A 22,998-nucleotide genomic window follows, 5' to 3' on the forward strand; every position below is an offset into this window, starting at 1 on the left:
CGTGGTCTGCGTTTAGGCCGCAGGTTATATGAAGCAAGAAAGGAACTTTGTGAAAGCCTTAACCTGAAAAGTATCATTGCAGGTGGCCGCATACCCGGTTACCATTCTCATGCAGAAACTTTAAGCCCGAGACAATACATCGATAAGGTAAAAGCGAAAGAACTGTATGACCCTACCCTTACTTTCCAGATCTCCAATGATTTCCACGTACGTAAGGTTTTAAAGAATTACCTGCCGGGCGACCATGAGTCCAAAGAATTTGCGACACTGATCGAATGGAATAATATTTACTACCAGGGTATTGACGCCTCGGCACGTTCTGCAAAAACCATCCGTTTAGGATTGGTACAGTGGCAAATGCGTCTATTCCCCGATATGGCGGCATTTTATGAGCAGGTAGAATTCTTTGTGGATGCGGTAAGCGGATACAAATCCGATTTCCTGATGTTCCCGGAGTTATTCAATACGCCCCTGCTGCAGCCCTACAACCACCTGCCCGAAATGGAAGCAATGCGCAAGCTTGCAGAACTGACAGCGGAGATTGTTGAGAAGATCCAGGAATATGCAGTGTCATACAATGTGAATATTATATCAGGCAGTATGCCGATACTGGAAAACAACAAACTGTACAACGCCACTTACCTGTGTCACCGTAGCGGTAAAACCGAAGAATACAGAAAGATCCACATTACACCAAATGAACAAAAGTACTATGGTATGGTGGGTGGAGATACCATCCAGGTGTTTGATACCGACTGCGGAAAAATCGGGATCCTGATCTGCTACGATGTCGAATTTCCTGAACTGAGCCGAATTTATGCAGATCAGGGTATGCAGATTCTGTTTGTACCTTTCCTAACGGATACACAAAACGGGTATACCCGCGTACGAAGATGTGCACAGGCACGTGCGATCGAGAACGAGTGTTATGTGGCAATTGCCGGTTGTGTAGGTAACCTGCCTAAAGTCAATAACATGGATATACAGTTTGCTCAGTCGGCTGTCTTCACGCCTTCAGACTTTGCCTTCCCAACCAATGCGGTAAAAGCAGAAACTACACCTAATACGGAGATGATGCTTGTAGTGGATGTTGACCTTCACCTGCTGGATGAGCTGCACCACTTTGGTACAGTGAAAATCCTGAAAGACAGACGTAAAGATCTTTATGAAGTGAAATTACTGAAATAACAAGGGCATGCTGACTGATCAGCTTTGCTTTAAATAATTGAGCCAGCTACATATGATGTAGCTGGCTCAAATCGTTTATGGCCGTTGTCGGCATAACTTGCTAGTTGGTAGCAGGGCGGTCTTTAAAGAATATCCAGTACAGAATAGCGAGGATAATAATCAGGATCGGGATCACCCATTTCATGGTTGGTCCTGCACCTTTGTCATTTTCTTCATTTACCGCCTGCGGCGACGGTCCGGGATCCTGCTCATGTTTTGCATAATCGTGTTCTACCGGTTTTGCGTTCCCATCTGGGCTTTCCGAGTGTTTGGGATCTGTATTTTCCATAAAGTTTAGATTGTGGTTACATTCAGATAACAAAACTATCATCAAAAGGTTTTAAAACGAAAGCTTACCTTTGTACCAGAAATGTATAACAATCCCGCAAAATACAGCCAGCTGATTAAGGACGAAGCCATTCGACTGGGCTTCATGCAATGCGGTATTGCCAAAGCGGGTTTTCTGGAAGAAGAGGCACCGCGACTTGAAAACTGGCTCAGGAACAACCACCACGGGCAGATGGTCTATATGGAAAATCATTTCGATAAACGCCTCGATCCACGTTTACTGGTGGATGATGCAAAGTCAGTCATCTCTTTAACCCTCAATTACTTTCCAACAGAACAGCAGAGTGATCCCGATGCACCAAAGATCTCCAAATACGCTTATGGTGCGGATTACCACACGGTGATCAAAGACAAACTGTTCCAGTTGCTGAATTTCATCAGCGAAAATATTGGTGATGTAAACGGAAGGGCTTTTGTGGATTCTGCACCGGTACTTGACCGTGCCTGGGCTAAACGCGCAGGCATCGGATGGGTGGGAAAAAACAGCAATATCATCAGTAAAAAAAGCGGATCTTTTTTCTTTCTTGCCGAACTGATTATAGATCTTGACCTTGCTTATGATGATCCTTTTGCTACTGATCACTGTGGTACCTGTACCAAATGTATTGATGCCTGCCCCACAGATGCTATCCTTTCTCCCTTCGTTATTGACGCCAACAAGTGTATATCCTACCTCACCATTGAATTAAGAGAAGAAATCCCCCAGGGTTTTGGCAAAAAAATGGACAACTGGATGTTTGGCTGTGACATCTGCCAGGATGTTTGCCCCTGGAACAGGTTTTCTGCACCACATACAGAACCGGCCTTCCAACCCAATGAAAATCTGCTGCAGATGAAACGCGAAGACTGGCTGGATATCACTGAAGAGGTCTTTCAAAAGATCTTCAAGAATTCTGCAGTCAAGCGCACCAAATTCAAAGGCCTCACCAGGAATATTGATTTCCTTAAACAAATGCCAGCCGCAGATCCTAAACTTGCAAAGTAATACGAATTTGTCTTTTTGGTTTTGTGCAGGGCAAAGGCTTTTAAGCCTGCTTTAAACAAAAAATATAGTAATTTTAACGACAGAATGATTTAGAACACAGGATATGTATCAGGATAACATTACAATGTTACAAGCTGCCTTACAAGAGTTTGCAGGTATTACTGAAGAAGATTTTGCGCTGAGCAGGACCTTCTGGATAGAGCGGAGTTACAAAAAAGGCGAATTCTATAATGAATACAAAAATGTATGTAAACATCTCGGTTTCGTACTGGACGGCATTTTCCGCACCTATCATGTGAGCAGTGAAACTGGTGCACAAAAAAACATGTTCTTTTGCTCAGAACGGCACATGGTGGTATCCTATAAAAGCTTTGTAGAACAAACGCCATGCAATTATTATACTGAAGCCATGGTTGATTCTAAAATTCTCTACATACACATCAGTCATCTGCAGGAACTGTACCGCCTGTCTCATGGATGGGAAAGGTTTGGCAGGCTGGTAGCCGAGTGGGCATTCACAGCCGCCATATCAAAAGCAGAATCATTTTTATTCCGTTCACCAGAGGAATGTTATCTGGAACTGGTTAGGCAGCACCGTAACCTCACGGAGCGCATCCCGCTGTACCATATTGCATCCTATCTGGGTATCCAGGGACCCTCTCTGAGCAGGATACGAAGAAAGCTGGCTGCGAAATAAAAATGATACTGGTTATTTTACATTTAAAAAGTTGTTGTTATCAAACTTATCAGGCACCAGTGCAGCCCCGATAATAACCCGCTTTAATTTTTTTGTGGTTTTCAGCGGCACTGAGATGACCTTGTCGCCCGCTTCCCAAACAGCAACCGACTGGTGCAGTTTCTCAGAAGAATCATCTGCGTAATTCAGGGTCAGGTCTACCGGTAAAGGCCTTCCCCCTTTGTTTTCTACCTTGATCACATATCCTTCTGAAGTTTTATCTGCAGAAACAAGGCCAAGATCATTTACACCACCTTCAAAGAACCAGCGTTTCCAGAACCAGTCCATATTCTTTCCTGCACCTTCGTTCATGCTGTAAAAGAAATCGTAGGGCATGGGGTGTTTGCCATGCCATTGCTCAATATAATGATGCAATGCCTTAGTGAACAGTTCGTCACCGAGCAAATCCCTGATATACAGATAACCAAGACCAGGTTTGGGATAAGAGTTTGTAAAAGAACCAACGCCTTTCAGATCCGGGGTAATGGTCATTACAGGTGTGTCATTCGTCGTACCCGAAGAAATTGCTGTAGCAGAAATCCCGTAATCATCCGACATTGAAGGCTCAATCATAGGTGAGATCAGCCACTCTCCTATTGTTGCCCAGCCTTCATCCATCCAGCCATACTTTGTTTCATTGATTCCCATATAAAACGGGAACATCGTATGGAAAATCTCATGGTCAGTAAGGGTAATCGCATCTTCACGTTTACCTGTTGGGTTATCATTCACCATCATCGGGTATTCCATCTGGTCTAAACCGTCGAACACAGTTTCGTGCTGGTATGGGAATGGCCATTTCGGGAACTTGTAGCTCATCGCCTCTACAGATTTTCTTGCAAAATCTATTACTTCATAGTAATCTTTATGGGCAGCGTTAAAAACTGCATCTACACGTGTCCTTCTGCTGGTGACAGGATCTACTACCAGACTGCTTGATTTCCAGAGGTAGTGATTGCTAAGTGCAAATACAAAATCTGTAACATTCTCTGCTTCAAACTTCCAGGTATGGCTATCTTTTTTGGTGGTCACATTTCCTGAGGCAAGATCAGCAGCTGTGATCACATTGACCACAGAATCCACTTTACCGGCAAGCGCAATCTTATCGGCAATCGCCGGAAGAAACACATTTTTCGTATTTACCAGGTCGCCCGTTGCCCAGAGCACGTAATCCCCTGGCACAGTGACAGCAGCTTTGAAATTACAGAAGTCATTATAGAACTCAGCATCCCCCAGATAAGGAAACTTGTTCCAGCCATCCACATCATCATATACGGCTACCCTTGGGAAAAAGTAGGCGATAAAAAATGCACCATCGTCTACCTGCCCGGTTCTGGTATGGGAACCTTTATTAACTATGTATTGATAAGTGATATTTAATTTTGCAGTTGCTCCCGGTGCCAGCGCAGCAATGGCAGTATGCATGTTTGTGCCATCTATATTGATCGCAGCCGCCGGAATAGTTTTTCCATTGACTTCCATTGCACTGATCTCTACACCATCATTCTGGTCTTTCTCAGCGATCCTGGAAGTTCTTGGAACACCTTTTTTATACAGGTTTGGATACAGCTTAAACCATAATTCCTTCAATGTATCCGGACTTTGGTTTTTATAGCTGATGGCTACTGTACCTTTCAGTATTCTCGAAGATGGATCAAAGTTAACTTTCAGGTCGTAGTCGGCCGTATTCTGCCAGTATTTTGCACCCGGCCTGCCGCTAATATCTCTTGTTCCTTTAGCATAAGCCTGTTGTACAGCTGCTGGTACCGGCAATGATTGCTGGCCAAATGCAGACAGCCCCATCGTACTGATGAGGCTGACTAATATCAATTTATTCATTAAAATATTTTATTTACCGAATTTCATTTTAAGCTGCTCCAGCATGTCCGAAGTTACTTCAACTGCAGGTTTTTCCTTTTTAGGCTGCTGCTGAAAAGATTTTCTTGGCTGGTCATTTTTTACCGGATTAGCTGGTCTTGCCGCTGCAGATGCGTTACCTGCTGCCTGATTCCCTCCCGCAGGTTTGTTTGCATCACCAGATTTGGCTGCTTCTGAAGATTTAGTTGCTTCGGCATGTTTTACCCCTTCGTTTGATCTGGCGGCCTCCGCAGGTTTAGGCGTCTGGTTCTTTGCAGCCCTTGCCAGATCTTTCTTTTTGTTCCATCTCAGCCAGATTTCTTCCAGTTTCTTCTTGGTATACAAAGGAAAATCACCCTGCTTCATCCAGGCGTAATAACTTGGTTCTGTATCAAATACAGATTCTACTGCACGGTTTTTATGCTTTCCGAAGTTAAATACTTCTTCACCATTGTCATTGAAAACCATTCTGCCCGCAAAATCAACCGGTTTGTTCATGTTGGTGAAAGCATGCAGTGCATGCACGTCATTTTTAACAGGCTGGCTGATATTTCCCTGTTTGTCTTCAAAATCAGCGTTTTCATAGCGGTCGAGCTGTGCCAGCAATACATGATAAGTAGCAGTGATATCAGCTTCTGCAGAGTGGGCATTGATAATATCTTTATCACAATAAAATTTGTATGCGGCACGCAGTGTACGCTGCTCCATCTGGTGGAAGATGTTCTGTACATCCACGAATTTCCTGTCGGTCATGTCAAAATCTACGCCTGCACGTAAAAATTCTTCCAGCAGCACAGGAATGTCAAAACGGTTTGAATTGTATCCTGCAAGATCTGCATCTCCGATAAATTCTGCCAGCTCCGCCGCTACCTCGCTAAATTTAGGTGCATCAGTGATGTGCTCGTCATAAATTCCGTGGATCAGCGAGGACTGCAATGGAATGGGCATTTCCGGATGAATACGCATTGTTTTTACCACTTCAGTTCCGTCTGGCATCGCTTTTAAAATTGCAATTTCAACAATACGGTCAGCACCAACATTAACGCCGGTGGTTTCCAGATCAAAAAATGCGAGAGGGCGGATTAAATTTAATTTCATCTATTTATTTAATTTTTTTGTTGTCGATTTTATATTAGCTCAGAAAAATAATCCCTAACCCTATACCTATGATCATAATAAGATACATCAATATTTCGGTTGTAGCAAATTTTTTATATTTAGTCCAGAAAGAAATCTCGTGTTTAGGTTCCATGTCTTTTATATAGCGTTTAATTTTTCACCGGCCCGGCTTTAATCAGCACATGCTGGTAAGCTGGCAGGCTCATGTCGTCAACAATCACACCTCTTGTTGTAGAGGCATGAACAAAGAACCCATGGTTAAGATAAACGCCAACATGGTCGATCTCATTGCCTCCGAAGGAAAAAAACACAAGATCTCCCTCTTTCAGCTGTCCGGGGTTCTTGTCCCTGATCACTTCTGCCTGGTCCCTCGAACGCCTTGGCAGTTCAAGTCCGTAAATTTCCCTGTTCAAAAGTAAGGCAAATCCTGAACAATCTATGCCCCTTTTGTCCAATCCTCCCAATTTATACCTCACGCCCGTCCAGTCGGTAATAAACCTGTACAAAGCTTTGCTCTTCAGGTCAGCCATAGCTTCAGCGGCTTTTGCAGCTTTCGTACTGCTGCTATAGCTGCCTGCTCGTCTGCTTCCGCAGGATGACAGGAAGACCATCGCGGCCATTGTGATCACAATATTCAGAGAGCAGTGGCGGCGAAGGCTAAAGATATCCATATTATTGTTTGATAAGTCTTTGTATTTCATCCAGTTTCAACAGGGCTTCTACCGGGGTAAGAACATTGACATCCAGGTTATTGAGCATATCCCTGATCTGTACCAGCGTAGGATCTTCCACCGCAAACATGTGCAGCTGGTAGGCCTGGTTCTGTACTTTTTTGATACTGTCCTTGATACTTTGTCCTTCGGTTCGGTCGATTTCCAGTTTTTTAAGAATTTCGTTGGCCCGGCTGATCAGCTTTGGCGGCATCCCGGCCATTTTAGCCACATGGATACCAAAACTATGTTCGCTGCCACCCGGAATAAGTTTACGCAGGAAGATCACTTTATTGGACATCTCTTTAACGGAAACATTGAAGTTTTTGATCCTCGGCATTGTCGTTGCCAGTTCATTCAGCTCATGGTAGTGCGTAGCAAACAAGGTCTTCGGCCTTGCCACCGGATGTGTATGCAGGAATTCTGCAATTGCCCAGGCAATGGAAATCCCATCATAGGTACTTGTACCCCTTCCTATTTCGTCCAGGAGAATCAGGCTCCTGTCGGAGATATTATTCAGGATACTGGCTGTTTCATTCATTTCTACCATGAAAGTACTCTCTCCTGATGAAAGGTTGTCTGAAGCACCAACACGGGTGAAGATTTTATCTACCAGTCCGAATGTTGCAGCTTTGGCAGGAACAAATGAGCCCATCTGGCCCATCAGTACAATCAGTGCGGTTTGTCTGAGTATGGCTGATTTACCCGACATATTGGGTCCCGTAATAATAATGATCTGCTGACTGTCATTATCAAGGTATACATCATTGGTTATATATTCATCTCCTGTCGCCAGGCGTTTTTCAATCACGGGGTGCCTGCCGCCTTTGATATCCAGCAGCTTTGATTTATTCAGTTCCGGCTTCACATAGTGATTGCTGATTGCCAGCTGTGCAAAACACAACAGGACATCCAGCTGGGCAGTCAGGAATGCATTCAGCTGGATTGGCCGGATATACGCTGCAACCTGTTTTACCAGCGCTTCATACATGCGGACCTCAATCATCTGTATTTTATCTTCTGCACCAAGGATCTGTTCTTCGTATTCCTTTAATTCAGGGGTGATATAGCGCTCTGCATTTACCAGCGTCTGCTTGCGCGTCCAGTCTGACGGAACCTTATCTTTGTGGGTATGCGTTACCTCAAGGTAATATCCAAAAACATTATTAAAAGATATCTTCAGTGAAGGAATGCCGGTACCGGCTGCCTCACGTTTCTGAAGCTCTACGAGGTAATCCTTACCGCCCAGTGAGATTGCACGAAGTTTATCCAGCTCCTCATCAACGCCATCTGCAATGACATTCCCCTTTACCAGCAATGCCGGCGGATCCTGCTGCAGCTCTCTTTCCAGCAGGTCACGGATGCTCAGGCAGGGATCAAGCTGATCTGCGAGTTGCGTCAAATATGGATTATTGGTTTTTAAGGCGATGTTTTTTATTTCCTCAATGGAATAAAGCGATTTCTTTAACTGACACAGTTCCCGCGGGCCGCATCGCTGCAGGCCTACTTTGGAGATCAGTCTTTCCAGATCGCCTATTTGTTTGATGTGCGTAAGGAAGTCTGCCATCAGTTCTTCATGGCCCACCATAAATTCTACCACACCTAAACGTTCCTGTATAGGCTTCAGTTCTTTCAATGGCATCACTATCCATTTGTGCAGCATCCTTGCTCCCATTGGAGTGGAAGTTTGGTCCAGCACGTTAAACAGCGTCATTGCATTTTCGTTGGCCGAGCTTACCAGCTCCAGGTTGCGGACGGTAAAACGGTCCAGCCACATAAAATTATCTTCCTCCAGACGGGAGATTGATGTGATATGTTTTAAGTTGCGGTGTTCTGTTTCGTTCAGGTAATGCAGCACAATACCTGCTGCCACGATACCTGATTGTAATTTATCCACCCCGAAGCCTTTGAGCGAGCTCACCTCGAAGTGTTTATTTAAGGTCTCATTGGCGTAGTCACTGGTAAATGCCCAGTCGTCCAGCGGATAAGTATAAAACTTATCACCAAACAATTCGATGAATTCATGGCGTTTACTCTTTTGGAACACTACTTCAGTGGGTTTAAAACCCAGTAAAAGTTTATCTATGTATTCTGCGTTGCCCTGCGCTACGTGAAATTCTCCTGTAGAAATATCTACAAATGAAACACCGATGGAAGATTTGTCAAAATAAACAGCCCCCAGGTAATTGTTGGATTTCTGGCTGAGGATGTTGTCCCCATAGGCCACACCGGGAGTAACCAGTTCAGTTACACCCCTTTTAACAATGGTTTTTGTCGTTTTGGGATCTTCCAGCTGATCGCAGATTGCAACACGCTGTCCTGCGCGGACCAGCTTGGAGAGATAAGTATCCAGGGAATGGTGCGGGAAACCGGCTAATTCGCTGTTGTCCGATCCATTGGCCCGCCGGGTGAGTGTAATTCCAAGTATCTGAGAAGTTTTGATCGCATCCGCACCAAAGGTCTCATAAAAATCACCTACTCTAAACAATAACAATGCGCCAGGATATTTCGCCTTTATCGTATTGTACTGACCCATTAACGGTGTTTCCTTAGTCTTATCTTTAGCCAAAATATATGTTACGTTACAAAAATGTAAATATACTACCTCTGGTTAAGCTTTAGGTTTTTTTTTGAAAAATAGAGTTTACGCTACAATTGTGATATATAGGATAAAAACAAGTTCAGTGCTTCGCGTTTCTTATCAGTGAGTTCAAAATCAAGCTTATTCATCAGGTAGTCATCCACATCGAACAAAGGATTGACAGGTAAACTCCGGATGACAGTTGCACGGTTGGCCAAACCCATTTTCAAGGCAGCATTAAAATCTGTGATAAAACTTTCCGGGATTGCTTTATTGGCAACCCATGCAGCATATACAAAGGGCAATCCTGTAAAGTTCATCCACTCCTCGCCCATGTCATAAGCAAAGTTATAATCATCCTTCTTCCCAAAAGTCCTGTCACCAATCAAAACGATCGCATCAGTTTCGGCATCCTGATCAGTAGTGACGCTGATGTCCCTTTTGAAATAGAATTTCAGTAAAACCTGCGCCAGGTTATTGGAAGTTCTCGACTGAGGGTCAAGCTTTAAAGTTTTGATTTCCGTTGCCGGTACATCACTAAAGATAAATACAGAGTTTACCGCTCCTACAGAGCCTATGCAGTAGTCAGTGAGAATATGTGCGTCATTTACAAAAGGTATACCAGCTACAGGCATCAAACCCATGTCAACCGTTCCGTCGATAACCTTTGCAGCACAATCTGAAGGAATATCCAGACTTAAATTTATTTGTTCTAAAACTGCTGAATTTTCAATGCCATAGATAAACGCCTTGGTATTGGTATAGGCAACGGCAGAAATCTTAATCTTTTCCATTTAAATGATCGGTGTTGTTTGCTTCAGTGATCGTGAATGTATCACCTGTTAAGCTTACTTTGTAAAGTCCGGTATTCTGATGCGGGAAGTCGTACATTGCCGACATCGGCTTGCCACTGAACAGGCACATCAGCAAACGCAGTGCGCGTCCGTGCATGCATACCAGTATGAGTTTTTCATCTGTCCTGCTTTTGATCAGGTCAATAGCTATCCGTAAACGTTTGGCAACATCATTGGGACTTTCACCTCCCTTAAAATGGGCATCGAAGTCGCCCCCCTGCCACTTCTCGGTCATGTCCTTAAACGCGCCGATCGTATGTTCGCTGGTTTGTGTGCCTTCCCATTCTCCCCAGGCCAGTTCGTCGAGCTCCGCAAGTTTTTCCCAGGGAAGCCCTGCATCAATAAAAGCCTGAACTGTCTGCTGTGTGCGCTTAAGCGCCGAAGTATAAACTTTATCAAAAGGGAGATCTTTGTATAAAGCATAAAAGGCAGCACCCTGTGCCCTGCCTGTATCGTTCAGATCACTGTCGATACCGCGGCCCTGTATAATTCCCTGTTTATTCAGATCCGTCTCTCCGTGACGGATGATATATAATTCTTTATCCATTAACTAATTGATGACCGGCAACTTATAAAACTGGGGCTTCACATCTTCTTCAAATACAAAATCAGTATAATCGGTAACTACATTGTACAAAGTATCTCTTTCAATTGGCTGGCGTTTCACCTTTTTGATCAGGTCAACCAGGTCTTTGGTGCTCATGCCCGGCGTCTGCTCTTCTGCTCCTGCCATAGAATAAATCTTGGTGGTATCGTCAAGTGTGCCATCAATATCATCCACGCCAAAATTCAGCGACAGCTGGGCCGTTTGCCTGCTGATCATTGCCCAATAGGCTTTGATATGGTCAAAGTTATCCATGTATATTCTTGCTATAGCATAGTTCCTCAGGTCTTCGATCACAGATACCTCCGGCACGTGGTCCATCTGGTTATTCTGGTTCCTGAATTTCAGGGGAATAAAAGCCTGGAAACCACCGGTTTTATCCTGCAGCTGACGCAGGCGTTCCATATGGTCAACCCGATGCCAGAACTGCTCAATATGGCCGTACAGCATGGTAGCATTTGTGCGCATGCCCAGTTTATGAGCCTGCTCGTGTATATCCAGCCATTGCTCTGCGTTACATTTATCATTGGCAATCTTCTCCCTTACTTCGGGATGGAAGATCTCTGCACCACCACCAGGCATAGAATCCAGTCCGGCTTCCTTCATATATTTCATACCGTCATAATGGCTGAGTTTAGCCTTTTTGAAGATGTAATAATATTCTACAGGGGTAAGTGCCTTGATATGCAGATCCGGGCGGTGTGCTTTAGTCCTCCTGAAGAACTCGGCATAAAAATCAAGGTTCTGTTTGGGTACAACACCACCGGTAATGTGCACTTCTGTTACCGGCTCATTGTCGTATTTCTTCAGGGAATCTATCATCTGGTCGACACTCATTTCCCAGCCCTCTTCCTTGTTTTTGATCAAACGGGAATAAGAACAGAAATTGCAGGTATAAACACAAACGTTGGTAGGTTCAATATGAAAGTTACGGTTAAAGTAGGTTCTGTCACCGTGTCTTTTTTCTCTGATATAATTGGCTAAAACACCGAGATAACCGAGTTCGGCGTGCTCGTATAAATAAACGCCCTCATCAAATGTGATTCTCTCATTTCGCTGGACTTTTAATGCGATATCTTTTAATTCCTGAGCCAGATCGGCATCATTCAATATAAAAGTAAACTTTTGCTGGGTATCCATATGATTGATTAAAGATCAAAAGTAAGATAAAATCAATAGATGAAAGCGTCACAAGCCTGTTAAGCTGTCAGACTTATGTCAAAGCTGGAATGGGTTGACTATTTCGATGTCCTGAGTGCCTCTTTAAAGTACTTCATGGGCACATACAACATACCAAAGCACTCCCCTTCTTCTTTTCCCAGGTGCTTGTGGTGCACCTTATGGGCTTTGCGTAAGGCACGGAAATAGAAGTTGTTTGTCCTGCTGAAAAGTTTAAAGCGCTGGTGGATAAGGATATCATGGACCATGAAATAAGCAAATCCGTACAGCGTAATGCCTATACCAATATAAAAGAGATAATCCAGACCGGCGATGAAAGTCCCCAGCAGGAAAAATCCCATAGAGATACAGGCGAAGATCACAAAGAAGTAGTCATTCTTTTCAAAGAATGTATGTGCCTTATTGTGGTGGTCATCATGCAGGATCCAAAGCAGTCCGTGCATAATATACTTATGTGTTAACCAGGTTACACATTCCATCAGGCAAAAAGTTATCAGTACAATTCCTATATTAATCAGTATGGTCATTCCTTACACTTTTTATTTTTTCTAACATTAGTTTGAACCAGCTGGTGTAGATCGCCGGATTCTTTTCCATATCGTTTTCGATCTCCGCCAGCGGCATATATTTCCAGTCGGCCACCTCAGATGGATCCGGTGCCGGCAAGGCATTGCTCTCCCCAAAAAACACATGGTCGAATTCATGCTCTGTCAGTTCTTCCGTCAGTACAGCCTTATAAGTAAAGCTGAATTCATACGTCAAATTACAGGCCATTCTCATTTCTTCCATCAGCCTCCTGTTGGCGGCCGCCATTATAACCTCACCTGGTCTTGGATGTGAACAGCAGGTATTGGTCCAGAGCAAAGGCGAGTGATATTTTTCTGCTGCCCTCTGCTGCAGCAACAGTTCTTTTTTGTCATTAAAGATAAACACTGAAATGGCCCGGTGCAATAATGCCTCCTGGTGTGCCTGCATTTTCTCCATTACTCCTATTTCATTGTCCTGCTCATCAACAAGCGAAACATATTCAGTCATATTTAATTTTAATTATAAGGTTTTGATCACTGTTTTTTCTTCCGTACTACAGTATGGGTTGATCAAAAGATAGTTTTTAATTCGTTTGTGCAGTTCTTTATCAGTGTGCGCTTTATTAAAATCAGCCTTCAGGTAACTGATCAGGCTCTGTTTGTCGGTATTGATATTGGTATTATAACGCAATACTGCAGGTATATTACATTGTGTCGTTAATCTGAAAAACAGCAGTTCGGCGGAGTCATTGTCTCTTCCGATCGCAGCTTCCAGCAATTTCTTTCCGCGGTTGAAATGGCTGAGCCGGCTGATCGGGTTTACAAGATGTTTGCAGAGCATAAACTCCGACATTGCCCTGAACCCCACCATTACCGGTGCATCGTTTTCCTTCACACCTTTCAGCTGATCATAAAACTGGTTTGCCGTTTTCTCATCCGCCAAAGAGAGGTCCAGTAGTTTGCGGCAGGCAGTAAGATCCGGAACGGAAGCGTAAAGGCTCAGCAGCATAATCAACATCAGTCTCATATCATCCTCAAACTATGTTTCACATAAGATCCTGCCAGCAGGCTCAGCTTTCTGGCGTTTGGAATGCGAATCCGTTCAGACATTACATTTACTGAGGAGACCGACTTGATTTTATTGAAGAGACTCTTATAATAGATAAAGGCTACATACACACCAAATCTTGAACTTCTTGGCAGTTTCTTTATTCCTTCCAGTGCAATGTCAAAGTCTTTTTCAATATCCTGCTCAATCTCTTTCTTTTCCTTTTCAGAGAACACAGAAAGATCTACCTGCGGAAAATATACCCTGCCAAGTACTTCGTAATCATTTTTAAGGTCTCTCAAAAAGTTCACTTTCTGAAAGGCCGCCCCCAGCTTCATTGCTGATGGCTTGAGTTCATCGTACAGCGCCCTGTCATTTTCAGTGAACACCCGCAAACACATCAGACCGACTACTTCGGCCGAGCCTAATATATAGGTGTCATAAGATTCTTCACAATGGGCTGTCTGATCCAGATCCATCTCCATACTGGCCAGAAAACAATCCGTTAGTTCCCTTTCAATTCCGTAATCGTTCACTACATGCTGAAAGCTGTTCAGGATGGGGTTCAGGCTGATGCGCTGGTCGATCGCTTTATAGGTGCCCGACTTAAAATCGGCCAGTAATTCTTCCTTATTGTATCCCTGGAAAGAATCCACGATCTCATCTGCAAGACGTACAAAACCATAAATGCTGTAAATGGCATTGTGAAATTTCTTGTGCAGACAGCGTATACCGAGTGAAAAACTTGTGCTGTATGTTTTAGTCACAATAGTACTGGATGCTATCGAAATATGGTCAAAGAGTGCTTTCATTATAATTTTCTTTTAAAATAGTGCTCCAGTTCATTAGCGGCCACCTGACCGGAAATCAATGCCGGAGGAACGCCAGGCCCGGGTACAGTAAGCTGCCCAGCATAGAACATGTTTTTTACTTTTTTGTTCTTCAGGGATGGCTTTAAAACTGCAGTTTGCATGAGTGTGTTGGCCAGGCCGTAAGCATTACCTTTATAGGCGTTGTAATCTTCGGTGAAGTCGTTTATACAATATGTTTTTTTATAAATAATCTGTTCCTGGAAAGTTTCTCCGCAGAAAGTCTCCATACGTTTGATGATGCCCTCAAAATAATTCTCACGTGTTGCTTCATCGTCTTTTAGTCCGGCAGCCACCGGCACCAGGATAAAAATATTCTCCATACCTTCCGGAGCAACGCCTGGATCGGTTTTCGAAGGACAGCATACATAAAACAATGGTTTGTCCGGCCATTGCGGTGTACTGTAAATATCATTTGCATGCTGATTGAAATCGGCATCAAAAAACAGGTTATGGTGCAGCAGCCTGCTCAGCTTTTTGCTAACTCCTACATAATAGATCAGGCAGGACGGCGCAAAGGTTTTTTTCTCCCAGTATTTTTCATCGTAATTTCTGTATGGGGCATCCAGCAGCTGTTGTTCCACATGGTGATAGTCGGCAGCAGCAATAAGACCGTCAGCCGGATAAAAACCAGTGCCTGTTTTCAAACCTGATACCAGTCCGTCAGCAACCTCGATATGATCTACCTGTACCCCGGTATGAAATTCTACGCCCAAAGATTCAGCAAGATCTTTCATTCCTGCAACAATCCTGCACATCCCGCCAACAGGGTAAAATGTGCCCTGTACCAATGCTGAATAATTCATCATGGTATAAAGTGCGGGGATTTTATTGGCCATGGCACCCAGGAAGAGCACAGGAAATTCCATCAATGCAACCAGACGCGGATCTTTAAAATATTTACCTACATAAGAACTTACCGAGCTGAAAATATTGGCATTGAGCATACCCTTCATTACATCCATGTTTGCATATTCCAGCCAGGAGAAGGCCGGCTTATACACCAGGTCTTTCATCCCAACTTCATATTTAAACAATGCCTCTTTCAAAAACTTGCGCAGCGCGATTGCACTGCCGGGCTCGATAGCTTCGAATACCTGTTCCAGCTCTTCCATATTCGCCGGGATCTTCACTACATCCTCGGTTCCAAAGATTATCTGAAATCCGGGATCCAGCTGTTTCAGCTCATAGTAGTCTGCGGCAGATTTGCCAAAAGCCTGAAAGAAGTTCTCAAAAACATCAGGCATCCAGTACCAGCTGGGCCCCATATCAAAAGTAAAACCTTCAGCACTATATACCCTGGCTCTACCACCTATGGCGCTATTTTTTTCGAAGACGGAAACTTCGTGGCCTTCTTTTGCTGCGAAACAGGAGGCTGCCAAACCAGAAAAACCGCTGCCAATAATGGAAATTTTTGCCATATAATCAAATATCTGAACAGGTGTTTAATATTGTTGCCTATTCATAATTTTTTTTATTAAAATACAGAATTTTAGCTATAAAAAAAAGCTGCCCCCAGAATTTCTGAAGGCAGGCCTTATATATTTATGTTTACGATCTCCCTAAAAAAGATCAGCTGTAAACTACTTTGCAGCTTTTGTAAAGTTCAATACGATGTTTGCCGGAGCGCTACCATATTCAACCGGCGATTTCAGGATCAGCTGATCTCCGGAAGTTGAAGATAGAATAAGTCTGTAACCATCTGCAATGTTTTTCGCTTTATCACCTTCATTCAGTTTTTTAAACTGGAAAGTTTCTTCAGCAGTACTAACAGACCAGAAGATATCCTGGGTTCTTGCAGGACAATCCGCTGTGCCCGGTAAAGTATAACTTCCGTTTCCGCTGTTTGTTAATCTCCAGGTACTGCCAATAAAACATTTATACGAAGCTTCGTTAAACAGTGATCTTACATTTCCTGCTGGTACACCTTCGAATGTGATATCATTCAGTACCCAATTACCTGTTACTGCTCCCCTTCTCAGGCTTGCACTTGCAGTACTTTTTGTGCTGGAGCAACTTTGTAAAACCATTAATGAACTGCATAAAATGGCTGCTATTACTAATATTCTTTTCATATATGTCTATTTTGGAATTACAACTTACATAAATCCTGCCAAAAACAGGATTTTTAAATTGCATGGACCTTTAAAAACACCACTGCGCCCTGTTAAAAAATTAACCTTCAGAAACACAGGACAGTGATGATCTCCTGTCATTCAGGCAAGGCTGTCCAGAATAATGAATAGAATGTTGACTTGTCAGGTCAGGCCATATTGTATTGTATAAACACAAATTAAAAGGCCGGAATGTATTACAAAATTAAATTTCGCGGTTCCCACGCTTAAAATTTTATACCTCTGCAAGCGCCAATCAAACATAATATGGACAGCAATAAGGGCGCATACTTAGCTTAAATGAATAGAATCCTATTTAAATACACCAATCAATGGCTCTTAATGTATTCATCTACAGTATTCTAACAAATTATCAGAATAATATTTTGAAAATAAAAAGCGTAGCATTACATTTGTAAGCATAAAGCGAAAGCTTTTCGAGTCAACTCCGGCATATCACTGGTTTGATTTATAAAGAAGTGGCGAGAGACAGGCTCCCTGACCCACTGGCAACCCTCCCTTATGGAGAAGGTGCCAATTCCTGACCAGATAGCGTATTGCTTTCTGGAAAGATAAATTTAGACAAATGAAAACAAGAACAAAACAATCGCTAACCAGCGTCAACCATCAAGTAATGACCCATACACAGGCTTTCGCCTATATGTGCTGTTGCTCAATTTAACCAATCTTCCAATTGTACCATTCAACAGGAAGACCTCTCAGCAGAGGTAAACTTTCTGTCTCCTATATTCCAGAATAACCTAATGTCATCACAAGCCGTATACCATCATAAAAAAACAGTCAAATTAGAAAACGGGAAAAAGCTGCGCGAGTTACGCGTTGCCTATCAGACCTATGGTAAACTCAACGCCAAAAAGGACAACGTGATCTGGGCTTGCCATGCTTTAACTGCCAATGCAGATGTGGCCGACTGGTGGAAGGGCTTATTCGGTGATAAATATTTATTCAATCCTGAGGAACATTTCATCATCTGCGCAAATGTGCTGGGATCGCATTATGGCAGTACAAGTCCCCTGGATATTGATCCTGTAACCGGAAATCCATTTTATCTTTCCTTTCCTGAATTTACCATCAGGGACCTCGCCCAGGTACACCAGCTGCTGGCTGAGCACCTGGGAATTACCAGGCTGAAGGTACTGATCGGTGGTTCACTTGGCGGACAACAGGCTGCCGAATGGGCAATTTCCAATCAGATTGTGATAGAAAACCTGATCCTTGTGGCCTGCAACGCCTACCAGACCCCATGGGGAATAGCCTTTAATGAAAGTCAGCGCTTAGCCATCAGTGCAGACCGTAGCTTTTTTGGCCAGCAGCCCGATGGAGGAATGAAAGGATTACAGGCAGCAAGAAGTATAGCCCTGCTTTCTTACCGTACATACGAAGCATACAATGCTACCCAGGTAGAGAGTGTAAATGAAAAAACCGGTGATTTCCGTGCAGCTTCCTACCAGAAATACCAGGGAGAAAAATTATGCAGGAGGTTCAATGCCTACAGCTATTGGTACCTGACTAAAGCAATGGACAGCCACAATGTTGGCCGCGGACGCAAAAGCGTGATCGATGCACTAAAGAGTATCAAAGCGAATACCCTTGTCATCGGCATTGAGAACGACTTCCTCTTCCCGATCAACGAACAGGAATTTCTTGGAAAACACATTCCCGGAGCAGAGTTCCACAGTATAAAATCTGCCTACGGGCATGACGGCTTCCTGATCGAAACCGATATCCTCACAAATATCATCGGCACATTCCTGAAGGACAGCGCAAACAAAAAAATTGTTAAACTGCATAAAATCGCATAATGAGTAAGAAACTTAAAATTGGAATATTTGGTTTTGGAGTGGTTGGCCAGGGACTGCACGATATCATCCGTGGTCAGGACCTGAACCTGGAAATCATCAAAATTGCCATCAAAAACCCTGATAAGAAACGTAGCCTTGACGCTAAACTTTTTACTACTGATCATGATGAGATCCTTAACAATGAGGAGATCAATACCATTGTTGAGCTGATCGATGATGCGGATGCAGCCTTTGAAATTACCAGAAAAGCACTGATCAATGGCAAACACGTAGTTTCTGCCAATAAAAAAATGATTGCCAACCACCTGGAAGAACTTGTGGAACTGCAGGCTAAATATGGTACTTCACTATTGTATGAAGGCGCTGTATGCGGCAGTATCCCGATCATCAGGAACCTTGAAGAGTATTATGACAATGAACTGCTGCATGGAATTAGCGGTATTTTCAACGGCTCATCCAACTATATCCTCTCAAAGATATTCAATGAGAATATGCCATATGATGAGGCTTTGAAGCAGGCTCAGGACCTGGGTTTTGCGGAGACTGATCCCATTATGGACGTTGGAGGTTTTGACCCTAAATTTAAACTGGCCATTGCCACTGCACATGCTTATGGCTTATTTATCAATCCTGAGAAGATCCTGAATGTAGGTATCCAGAATTTATCGGAGCATGATATCCAGTACGCCAGGGAAAAGAATTTCAAGATTAAACTTGTACCTACGGCACGTAAGATCAGTACAAAACAGGTAGTAACCTATGTACTGCCTAAATTTGTAAAATCTGATGACTTCCTTTTCAATGTAGAGAACGAATATAATGGCGTTACCGTCCAGGCAGCATTTGCTGATAAACAGTTTTTCTTCGGAAAAGGTGCCGGTGGCCACCCAACAGGCGCTGCTGTACTTTCAGACATTGCAGCTTTGAGATACGGATACCGCTATGAGTACAAAAAGTACCATCAGCAAAATGGGCTCATCCATACAGACAATGTAAATATCGAAGTTTACCTGAGATACACTCATGAGTACACACTGGAGAAACTGAAAATTGAAAATATCGTAGAGCGTTTTGCCAGAAACGACTACAAATATGTAATTGGAAGTGTGAGCTTAAAATCGCTTTTAGCTAATAAAGATTTGCTGGTACAGAAAGATGTATTCATCGCAAATACCGGACGCTTTACTTATACCGAGCAACAGATCCAGGCTATTGCTGCTGAAGAAGTTTTAGCGGGATAAAACTACCTTCCATTGCGCTACGTGAGCCCTAGGCTTTAAGTGCCGGATAAATCACAAAACACTTTAATCAAGCGTTTTAAGTATGTTGCTCATCCTGCTTAAGGCGCTTTGCATCAGATACACTATTAACAATATGAAAGGTTCAATCGATGCCTCTCTGGTGCCCTTGAGCAGCAGGCAGCATCGATTGAACCTTTCATATTTTACAGCGAAGCCAGATGATCTTATTCAGACATCTGGCTTCCCTATGATTTTTGTATTTAAATTTCTCTGTTGATATCCCAGTTCTCCAGGTAATCTGCAACCTTCCTTACAAACATCCCTCCCAGCGCACCATTTACAACCCTGTGGTCATAAGAAAGCGAAAGGAACATCATGTGACGGATAGCAATTACATCTCCGGTTTCAGTTTCCAGTACTGCAGGTTTCTTCTTGATAGCCCCTACTGCAAGGATAGCCACCTGTGGCTGATTGATAATCGGCGTACCCATGATGTTTCCAAAAGAACCTACATTGGTTAATGTAAAAGTACCATTCTGGGTTTCATCCGGTTTAAGCTTCGCTGCTCTTGCCCTTACAGCCAGATCATTCACTGCTTTAGTTAAACCCAATAGGTTCAGCTGATCCGCATTTTTAATGACCGGCACAATCAGGTTGCCGCTTGGCAAGGCTGCAGCCATACCAATATTGATATCTTTTCTCTTGATGATCTGAGTTCCCTTAACAGAAACATTGATCATTGGAAAATCTCTGATCGCTCTTGACACCGCTTCGATAAAAATCGGTGTAAAAGTTATTTTCTCGTTTTCTCTTTTTTCAAAATTCTTCTTCACTTTCTCTCTCCACATCACCAAATTGGTCACGTCGGCTTCAACAAACGACGTCACATGGGCAGAAGTCTGCTTGCTCATCACCATATGGTCAGAGATCAGTTTACCCATACGGTCCATCTCAATGATCTCATCGCCGCCACTCAAGCTTGTAGCTGCTTGTGCGACAGTAGCATTTGCAGCAGCTCCATTTGATGCTGGCGCCTGTGCCGCTGGCTGATCCGTTACCTGTTGTGCGGCAGGAGCCGAAGCAGGCTGAGCAGCACTGTCAGCTTGCCCTTGTACAGGCTGAGCGCTTGGGGGTGGTGGAGGTGTAAGTGTTACTACCGCTGTTTTCACAGTACCAGAAAGATCTCTGCGTCCGTTCTGAAGATAATTCAAAAGGTCATCCTTGGTAAGGCGACCGTCTGCACCAGTTCCGGTAATCCGGTCCAGTTCTTCCATACTAATTTGTTCCTGGGTAGCTATATTTTTTACCAGCGGCGAATAAAAACGATCCGATGCTGATGATGGAGTCACAGTTTCAGGCAACTGATCAAGACCAGGGATCTGCGTTGCAGCTGATGAATATCTGTCTGCTGGCTTATTATCAGCGACAGGTGCAGCAGCGCGTTCAGCAACCGGAGCAGCGGCCTGGCTATCTGCAAATGAGACGGCTGGTCTTTTCTCCTCTGCTGGTGCAGAAACCGGCTCAGCAACAGGCGCTGGCTGGCTTTCCTGTACTGCAGGCTGGCTTTTTAAATCCTCAGTTTCGATAAGGGCAATCACGGCACCTACCAGTACAACATCATCTTCCTTGCAGAGCTGACTGATCAGTTTTCCGGATACCGGAGAAGGAACTTCTGAATCCACTTTATCTGTGGCTATTTCTAACAATGTATCATCTAAACTGATCATGTCACCAGGTTGCTTTAACCATTTGATGACAGTTGCTTCCGCAACACTTTCGCCCATTTTAGGTAATAATAATTCGTATTGTGCCATTTAATTTCCAGTAAATTTGGTATTTCCTATTGCCTACAAAAGTAAGCTATTTAGATTAATTTACATCTTCTTTGAGCAAATTCAAAACCATCGACAAGGCAGAGCTTGCCGAGCGTTCGATATTCTGGATCCGTTTATTACCAAAATTAAAGACCTTTGCCACTACCTTATTGCGGTTAGCCACTGCTATCCAGACTGTTCCAACAGGTTTGTCATCCGTGCCACCGTCCGGTCCGGCAATGCCGCTGACCGCTACACTGTAATCCGTATTGAAATGTTTAATGGCACCTTCGGCCATTTCTTTTACCGTTTGTTCACTTACAGCGCCATATGTACTCAAAGTACTCTCCAGAACACCCAGCACAGATTCCTTCAATTCATAAGAATAAGTTACCGCTCCACCTGCAAATACAGCAGAACATCCCGGATGTCTGGTAATCAGGTGTGAAATATATCCACCGGTGCAGCTCTCCGCTGTAGATAAAGTAAGCCCTTTCTGTTTCATGATATTCAGGATGGCTTCTTCCAGCGCAATATCATCTTCAGCAACAACATATGGCTTTAACCTGCTGACGATCTGCTGTGCATAGACCTCCACATCGTCCTTCAGTTTTTGCTCATCGGGGCCGCTGCTGCTTAAGCGCAATCTCACCTGCCCCAGTTTAGGCAAATAAGCCAGTTTAATGGACTCAGGCAGGCTGTCTTCAATATCGGCAATCTCCTGTGCCAGGAAAGATTCTCCAAGGTTAGCAGTGAGGATAGTTTTGTGATAAATAAAAGGAAGTGAAAAAGAGCGGGTCAGTTTAGGAAGGATTTCCTCCGTCATCATGTACATCATCTCAAAGGGAACGCCGGGCATGGAAACTATAATGTTATCCCCCTCTTCAAACCACATCCCTGGTGCTGTACCGTTTTTATTCCGGATCACCGTGCATCCATCGGGCACATCGGCCTGTCTGATGTTGGAATCGATCATCGGCCGGTTATTGCGTTTGAATATTGTTTCCACATCTTCCAGCACGCCTTCATCACGTCTCATGCCCATATTGAAAAACTTCGCCAGGGTAAGTTTCGTGATATCGTCTTTTGTAGGACCAAGTCCGCCTGTAATCAGGATTACCTTTGCCCTCTTCCGGGCCTGTGTCAGCGCTTCAACAATATGGTCTGCATCATCTGATACAGAAGTAACCTGTTTTACCCTGATACCAATCGCATTCAATTCTTTTGCCATCCATGCAGAATTTGTATCTACAATCTGGCCGATCAGTATCTCGTCACCTATGGTAATGATCTCAGCTAACATAAAATTCTTTAAAAACGTGTATAATAAGCCTGTTGCTTGCTCAGTTTTAAGTCCTGCAA

At 43.6% G+C, this 22,998-nt stretch carries 21 protein-coding genes and 1 riboswitch; of the genes, 5 read left to right on the forward strand and 16 right to left on the reverse strand.

Annotated features, from left to right (window positions below):
* Positions 1–1,188, forward strand: a 1,188-nt coding sequence (locus ABWY16_RS19475) for a carbon-nitrogen hydrolase family protein (protein WP_353906336.1), incomplete at its 5' end; no start/stop codon positions are given.
* 100 nt (positions 1,189–1,288) lie between these two features.
* Here the strand turns inward: ABWY16_RS19475 and ABWY16_RS19480 are convergent.
* Complete coding sequence (locus ABWY16_RS19480) at positions 1,289–1,516, reverse strand: hypothetical protein (protein WP_353906337.1); 228 nt, start codon at positions 1,514–1,516, stop codon at positions 1,289–1,291.
* Between the two features lie 81 nt (positions 1,517–1,597).
* Here ABWY16_RS19480 and queG point away from each other — a divergent pair, with 81 nt between their 5' ends.
* Complete coding sequence (gene queG, locus ABWY16_RS19485; RefSeq protein ID WP_353906338.1) at positions 1,598–2,560, forward strand: tRNA epoxyqueuosine(34) reductase QueG; 963 nt, start codon at positions 1,598–1,600, stop codon at positions 2,558–2,560.
* Between the two features lie 103 nt (positions 2,561–2,663).
* Positions 2,664–3,257: a Crp/Fnr family transcriptional regulator gene (locus tag ABWY16_RS19490; protein WP_353906339.1), complete on the forward strand. Its 594-nt coding sequence runs from the start codon at positions 2,664–2,666 to the stop codon at positions 3,255–3,257.
* A 12-nt stretch (positions 3,258–3,269) separates the two neighbouring features.
* On the opposite strand, the gene ABWY16_RS19495 is transcribed toward ABWY16_RS19490, so the two are convergent.
* From ABWY16_RS19495 to ABWY16_RS19555, 13 genes are all read right to left on the reverse strand, one after another.
* Positions 3,270–5,135 carry a M1 family metallopeptidase gene (locus ABWY16_RS19495; protein ID WP_353906340.1) on the reverse strand — a complete coding sequence of 622 codons (1,866 nt, stop codon included), beginning with the start codon at positions 5,133–5,135 and terminating at the stop codon, positions 3,270–3,272.
* Positions 5,136–5,144: 9 nt separating this feature from the next.
* Positions 5,145–6,251, reverse strand: a complete 1,107-nt coding sequence (locus tag ABWY16_RS19500) for an exonuclease domain-containing protein (protein WP_353906341.1) — start codon at positions 6,249–6,251, stop codon at positions 5,145–5,147.
* Between the two features lie 170 nt (positions 6,252–6,421).
* Positions 6,422–6,973, reverse strand: coding sequence for an NlpC/P60 family protein (locus ABWY16_RS19505; protein WP_353906342.1), 552 nt, complete (start codon positions 6,971–6,973; stop codon positions 6,422–6,424).
* Entirely contained in the window at positions 6,945–9,551 is a 2,607-nt protein-coding gene (gene mutS, locus ABWY16_RS19510; RefSeq protein ID WP_353906343.1) for a DNA mismatch repair protein MutS, read from the reverse strand. The genes ABWY16_RS19505 and mutS overlap by 29 nt, the downstream gene beginning before the upstream one ends.
* Positions 9,552–9,631: 80 nt before the next feature.
* Complete coding sequence (locus ABWY16_RS19515; RefSeq protein ID WP_353906344.1) at positions 9,632–10,357, reverse strand: menaquinone biosynthetic enzyme MqnA/MqnD family protein; 726 nt, start codon at positions 10,355–10,357, stop codon at positions 9,632–9,634.
* Entirely contained in the window at positions 10,344–10,964 is a 621-nt protein-coding gene (locus ABWY16_RS19520; RefSeq protein WP_353906345.1) for a histidine phosphatase family protein, read from the reverse strand. The genes ABWY16_RS19515 and ABWY16_RS19520 overlap by 14 nt, the downstream gene beginning before the upstream one ends.
* A gap of 3 nt (positions 10,965–10,967) precedes the next feature.
* Entirely contained in the window at positions 10,968–12,161 is a 1,194-nt protein-coding gene (gene mqnE, locus ABWY16_RS19525; protein ID WP_353906346.1) for an aminofutalosine synthase MqnE, read from the reverse strand.
* A gap of 98 nt (positions 12,162–12,259) precedes the next feature.
* Positions 12,260–12,727: a sterol desaturase family protein gene (locus ABWY16_RS19530; protein ID WP_353906347.1), complete on the reverse strand. Its 468-nt coding sequence runs from the start codon at positions 12,725–12,727 to the stop codon at positions 12,260–12,262.
* Positions 12,711–13,235, reverse strand: coding sequence for an isopentenyl-diphosphate Delta-isomerase (gene idi / locus ABWY16_RS19535; RefSeq protein WP_353906348.1), 525 nt, complete (start codon positions 13,233–13,235; stop codon positions 12,711–12,713). The genes ABWY16_RS19530 and idi overlap by 17 nt, the downstream gene beginning before the upstream one ends.
* A 12-nt stretch (positions 13,236–13,247) precedes the next feature.
* Complete coding sequence (locus tag ABWY16_RS19540) at positions 13,248–13,754, reverse strand: hypothetical protein (RefSeq protein ID WP_353906349.1); 507 nt, start codon at positions 13,752–13,754, stop codon at positions 13,248–13,250.
* Positions 13,751–14,587, reverse strand: a complete 837-nt coding sequence (locus tag ABWY16_RS19545) for a phytoene/squalene synthase family protein (RefSeq protein ID WP_353906350.1) — start codon at positions 14,585–14,587, stop codon at positions 13,751–13,753. The genes ABWY16_RS19540 and ABWY16_RS19545 overlap by 4 nt, the downstream gene beginning before the upstream one ends.
* A complete protein-coding gene (gene crtID / locus ABWY16_RS19550; RefSeq protein ID WP_353906351.1) occupies positions 14,587–16,065 on the reverse strand; it encodes a bifunctional phytoene desaturase/3,4-desaturase in 1,479 nt (492 codons plus the stop codon). Before crtID ends, ABWY16_RS19545 begins: the two co-directional genes overlap by 1 nt.
* A 162-nt stretch (positions 16,066–16,227) precedes the next feature.
* Positions 16,228–16,719 carry a hypothetical protein gene (locus ABWY16_RS19555; RefSeq protein ID WP_353906352.1) on the reverse strand — a complete coding sequence of 164 codons (492 nt, stop codon included), beginning with the start codon at positions 16,717–16,719 and terminating at the stop codon, positions 16,228–16,230.
* 505 nt (positions 16,720–17,224) lie between these two features.
* Positions 17,225–17,337: riboswitch (SAM riboswitch) on the forward strand.
* Between the two features lie 185 nt (positions 17,338–17,522).
* Here ABWY16_RS19555 and ABWY16_RS19560 point away from each other — a divergent pair.
* Entirely contained in the window at positions 17,523–18,581 is a 1,059-nt protein-coding gene (locus ABWY16_RS19560; RefSeq protein WP_353906353.1) for a homoserine O-acetyltransferase family protein, read from the forward strand.
* Positions 18,581–19,822, forward strand: coding sequence for a homoserine dehydrogenase (locus tag ABWY16_RS19565; RefSeq protein WP_353906354.1), 1,242 nt, complete (start codon positions 18,581–18,583; stop codon positions 19,820–19,822). Before ABWY16_RS19560 ends, ABWY16_RS19565 begins: the two co-directional genes overlap by 1 nt.
* A gap of 260 nt (positions 19,823–20,082) precedes the next feature.
* On the opposite strand, the gene ABWY16_RS19570 is transcribed toward ABWY16_RS19565, so the two are convergent.
* Positions 20,083–21,636 carry a dihydrolipoamide acetyltransferase family protein gene (locus ABWY16_RS19570; protein ID WP_353906355.1) on the reverse strand — a complete coding sequence of 518 codons (1,554 nt, stop codon included), beginning with the start codon at positions 21,634–21,636 and terminating at the stop codon, positions 20,083–20,085.
* Positions 21,637–21,691: 55 nt separating this feature from the next.
* Positions 21,692–22,998: competence/damage-inducible protein A (locus ABWY16_RS19575; protein WP_353906356.1), on the reverse strand; the 1,307-nt coding region annotated here is incomplete at its 5' end.

This window comes from Pedobacter sp., from assembly GCF_040513095.1.
Classification (GTDB): Bacteria; Bacteroidota; Bacteroidia; order Sphingobacteriales; family Sphingobacteriaceae; genus Pedobacter.

Coding starts and splice junctions, on each gene's coding strand:
- ABWY16_RS19565 (WP_353906354.1), top strand. CDS start 18,581: ATGAGTAAGAAACTTAAAATTGGAATATTTGGTTTTGGAGTGGTTGGC.
- ABWY16_RS19495 (WP_353906340.1), bottom strand. CDS start 5,135: ATGAATAAATTGATATTAGTCAGCCTCATCAGTACGATGGGGCTGTCT.
- ABWY16_RS19560 (WP_353906353.1), top strand. CDS start 17,523: ATGTCATCACAAGCCGTATACCATCATAAAAAAACAGTCAAATTAGAA.
- queG (WP_353906338.1), top strand. CDS start 1,598: ATGTATAACAATCCCGCAAAATACAGCCAGCTGATTAAGGACGAAGCC.
- ABWY16_RS19520 (WP_353906345.1), bottom strand. CDS start 10,964: ATGGATAAAGAATTATATATCATCCGTCACGGAGAGACGGATCTGAAT.
- ABWY16_RS19480 (WP_353906337.1), bottom strand. CDS start 1,516: ATGGAAAATACAGATCCCAAACACTCGGAAAGCCCAGATGGGAACGCA.
- ABWY16_RS19500 (WP_353906341.1), bottom strand. CDS start 6,251: ATGAAATTAAATTTAATCCGCCCTCTCGCATTTTTTGATCTGGAAACC.
- ABWY16_RS19490 (WP_353906339.1), top strand. CDS start 2,664: ATGTATCAGGATAACATTACAATGTTACAAGCTGCCTTACAAGAGTTT.
- ABWY16_RS19505 (WP_353906342.1), bottom strand. CDS start 6,973: ATGAAATACAAAGACTTATCAAACAATAATATGGATATCTTTAGCCTT.
- ABWY16_RS19545 (WP_353906350.1), bottom strand. CDS start 14,587: ATGAAAGCACTCTTTGACCATATTTCGATAGCATCCAGTACTATTGTG.
- crtID (WP_353906351.1), bottom strand. CDS start 16,065: ATGGCAAAAATTTCCATTATTGGCAGCGGTTTTTCTGGTTTGGCAGCC.
- ABWY16_RS19570 (WP_353906355.1), bottom strand. CDS start 21,636: ATGGCACAATACGAATTATTATTACCTAAAATGGGCGAAAGTGTTGCG.
- ABWY16_RS19555 (WP_353906352.1), bottom strand. CDS start 16,719: ATGAAAAGAATATTAGTAATAGCAGCCATTTTATGCAGTTCATTAATG.
- mqnE (WP_353906346.1), bottom strand. CDS start 12,161: ATGGATACCCAGCAAAAGTTTACTTTTATATTGAATGATGCCGATCTG.
- ABWY16_RS19540 (WP_353906349.1), bottom strand. CDS start 13,754: ATGAGACTGATGTTGATTATGCTGCTGAGCCTTTACGCTTCCGTTCCG.
- ABWY16_RS19515 (WP_353906344.1), bottom strand. CDS start 10,357: ATGGAAAAGATTAAGATTTCTGCCGTTGCCTATACCAATACCAAGGCG.
- idi (WP_353906348.1), bottom strand. CDS start 13,235: ATGACTGAATATGTTTCGCTTGTTGATGAGCAGGACAATGAAATAGGA.
- ABWY16_RS19530 (WP_353906347.1), bottom strand. CDS start 12,727: ATGACCATACTGATTAATATAGGAATTGTACTGATAACTTTTTGCCTG.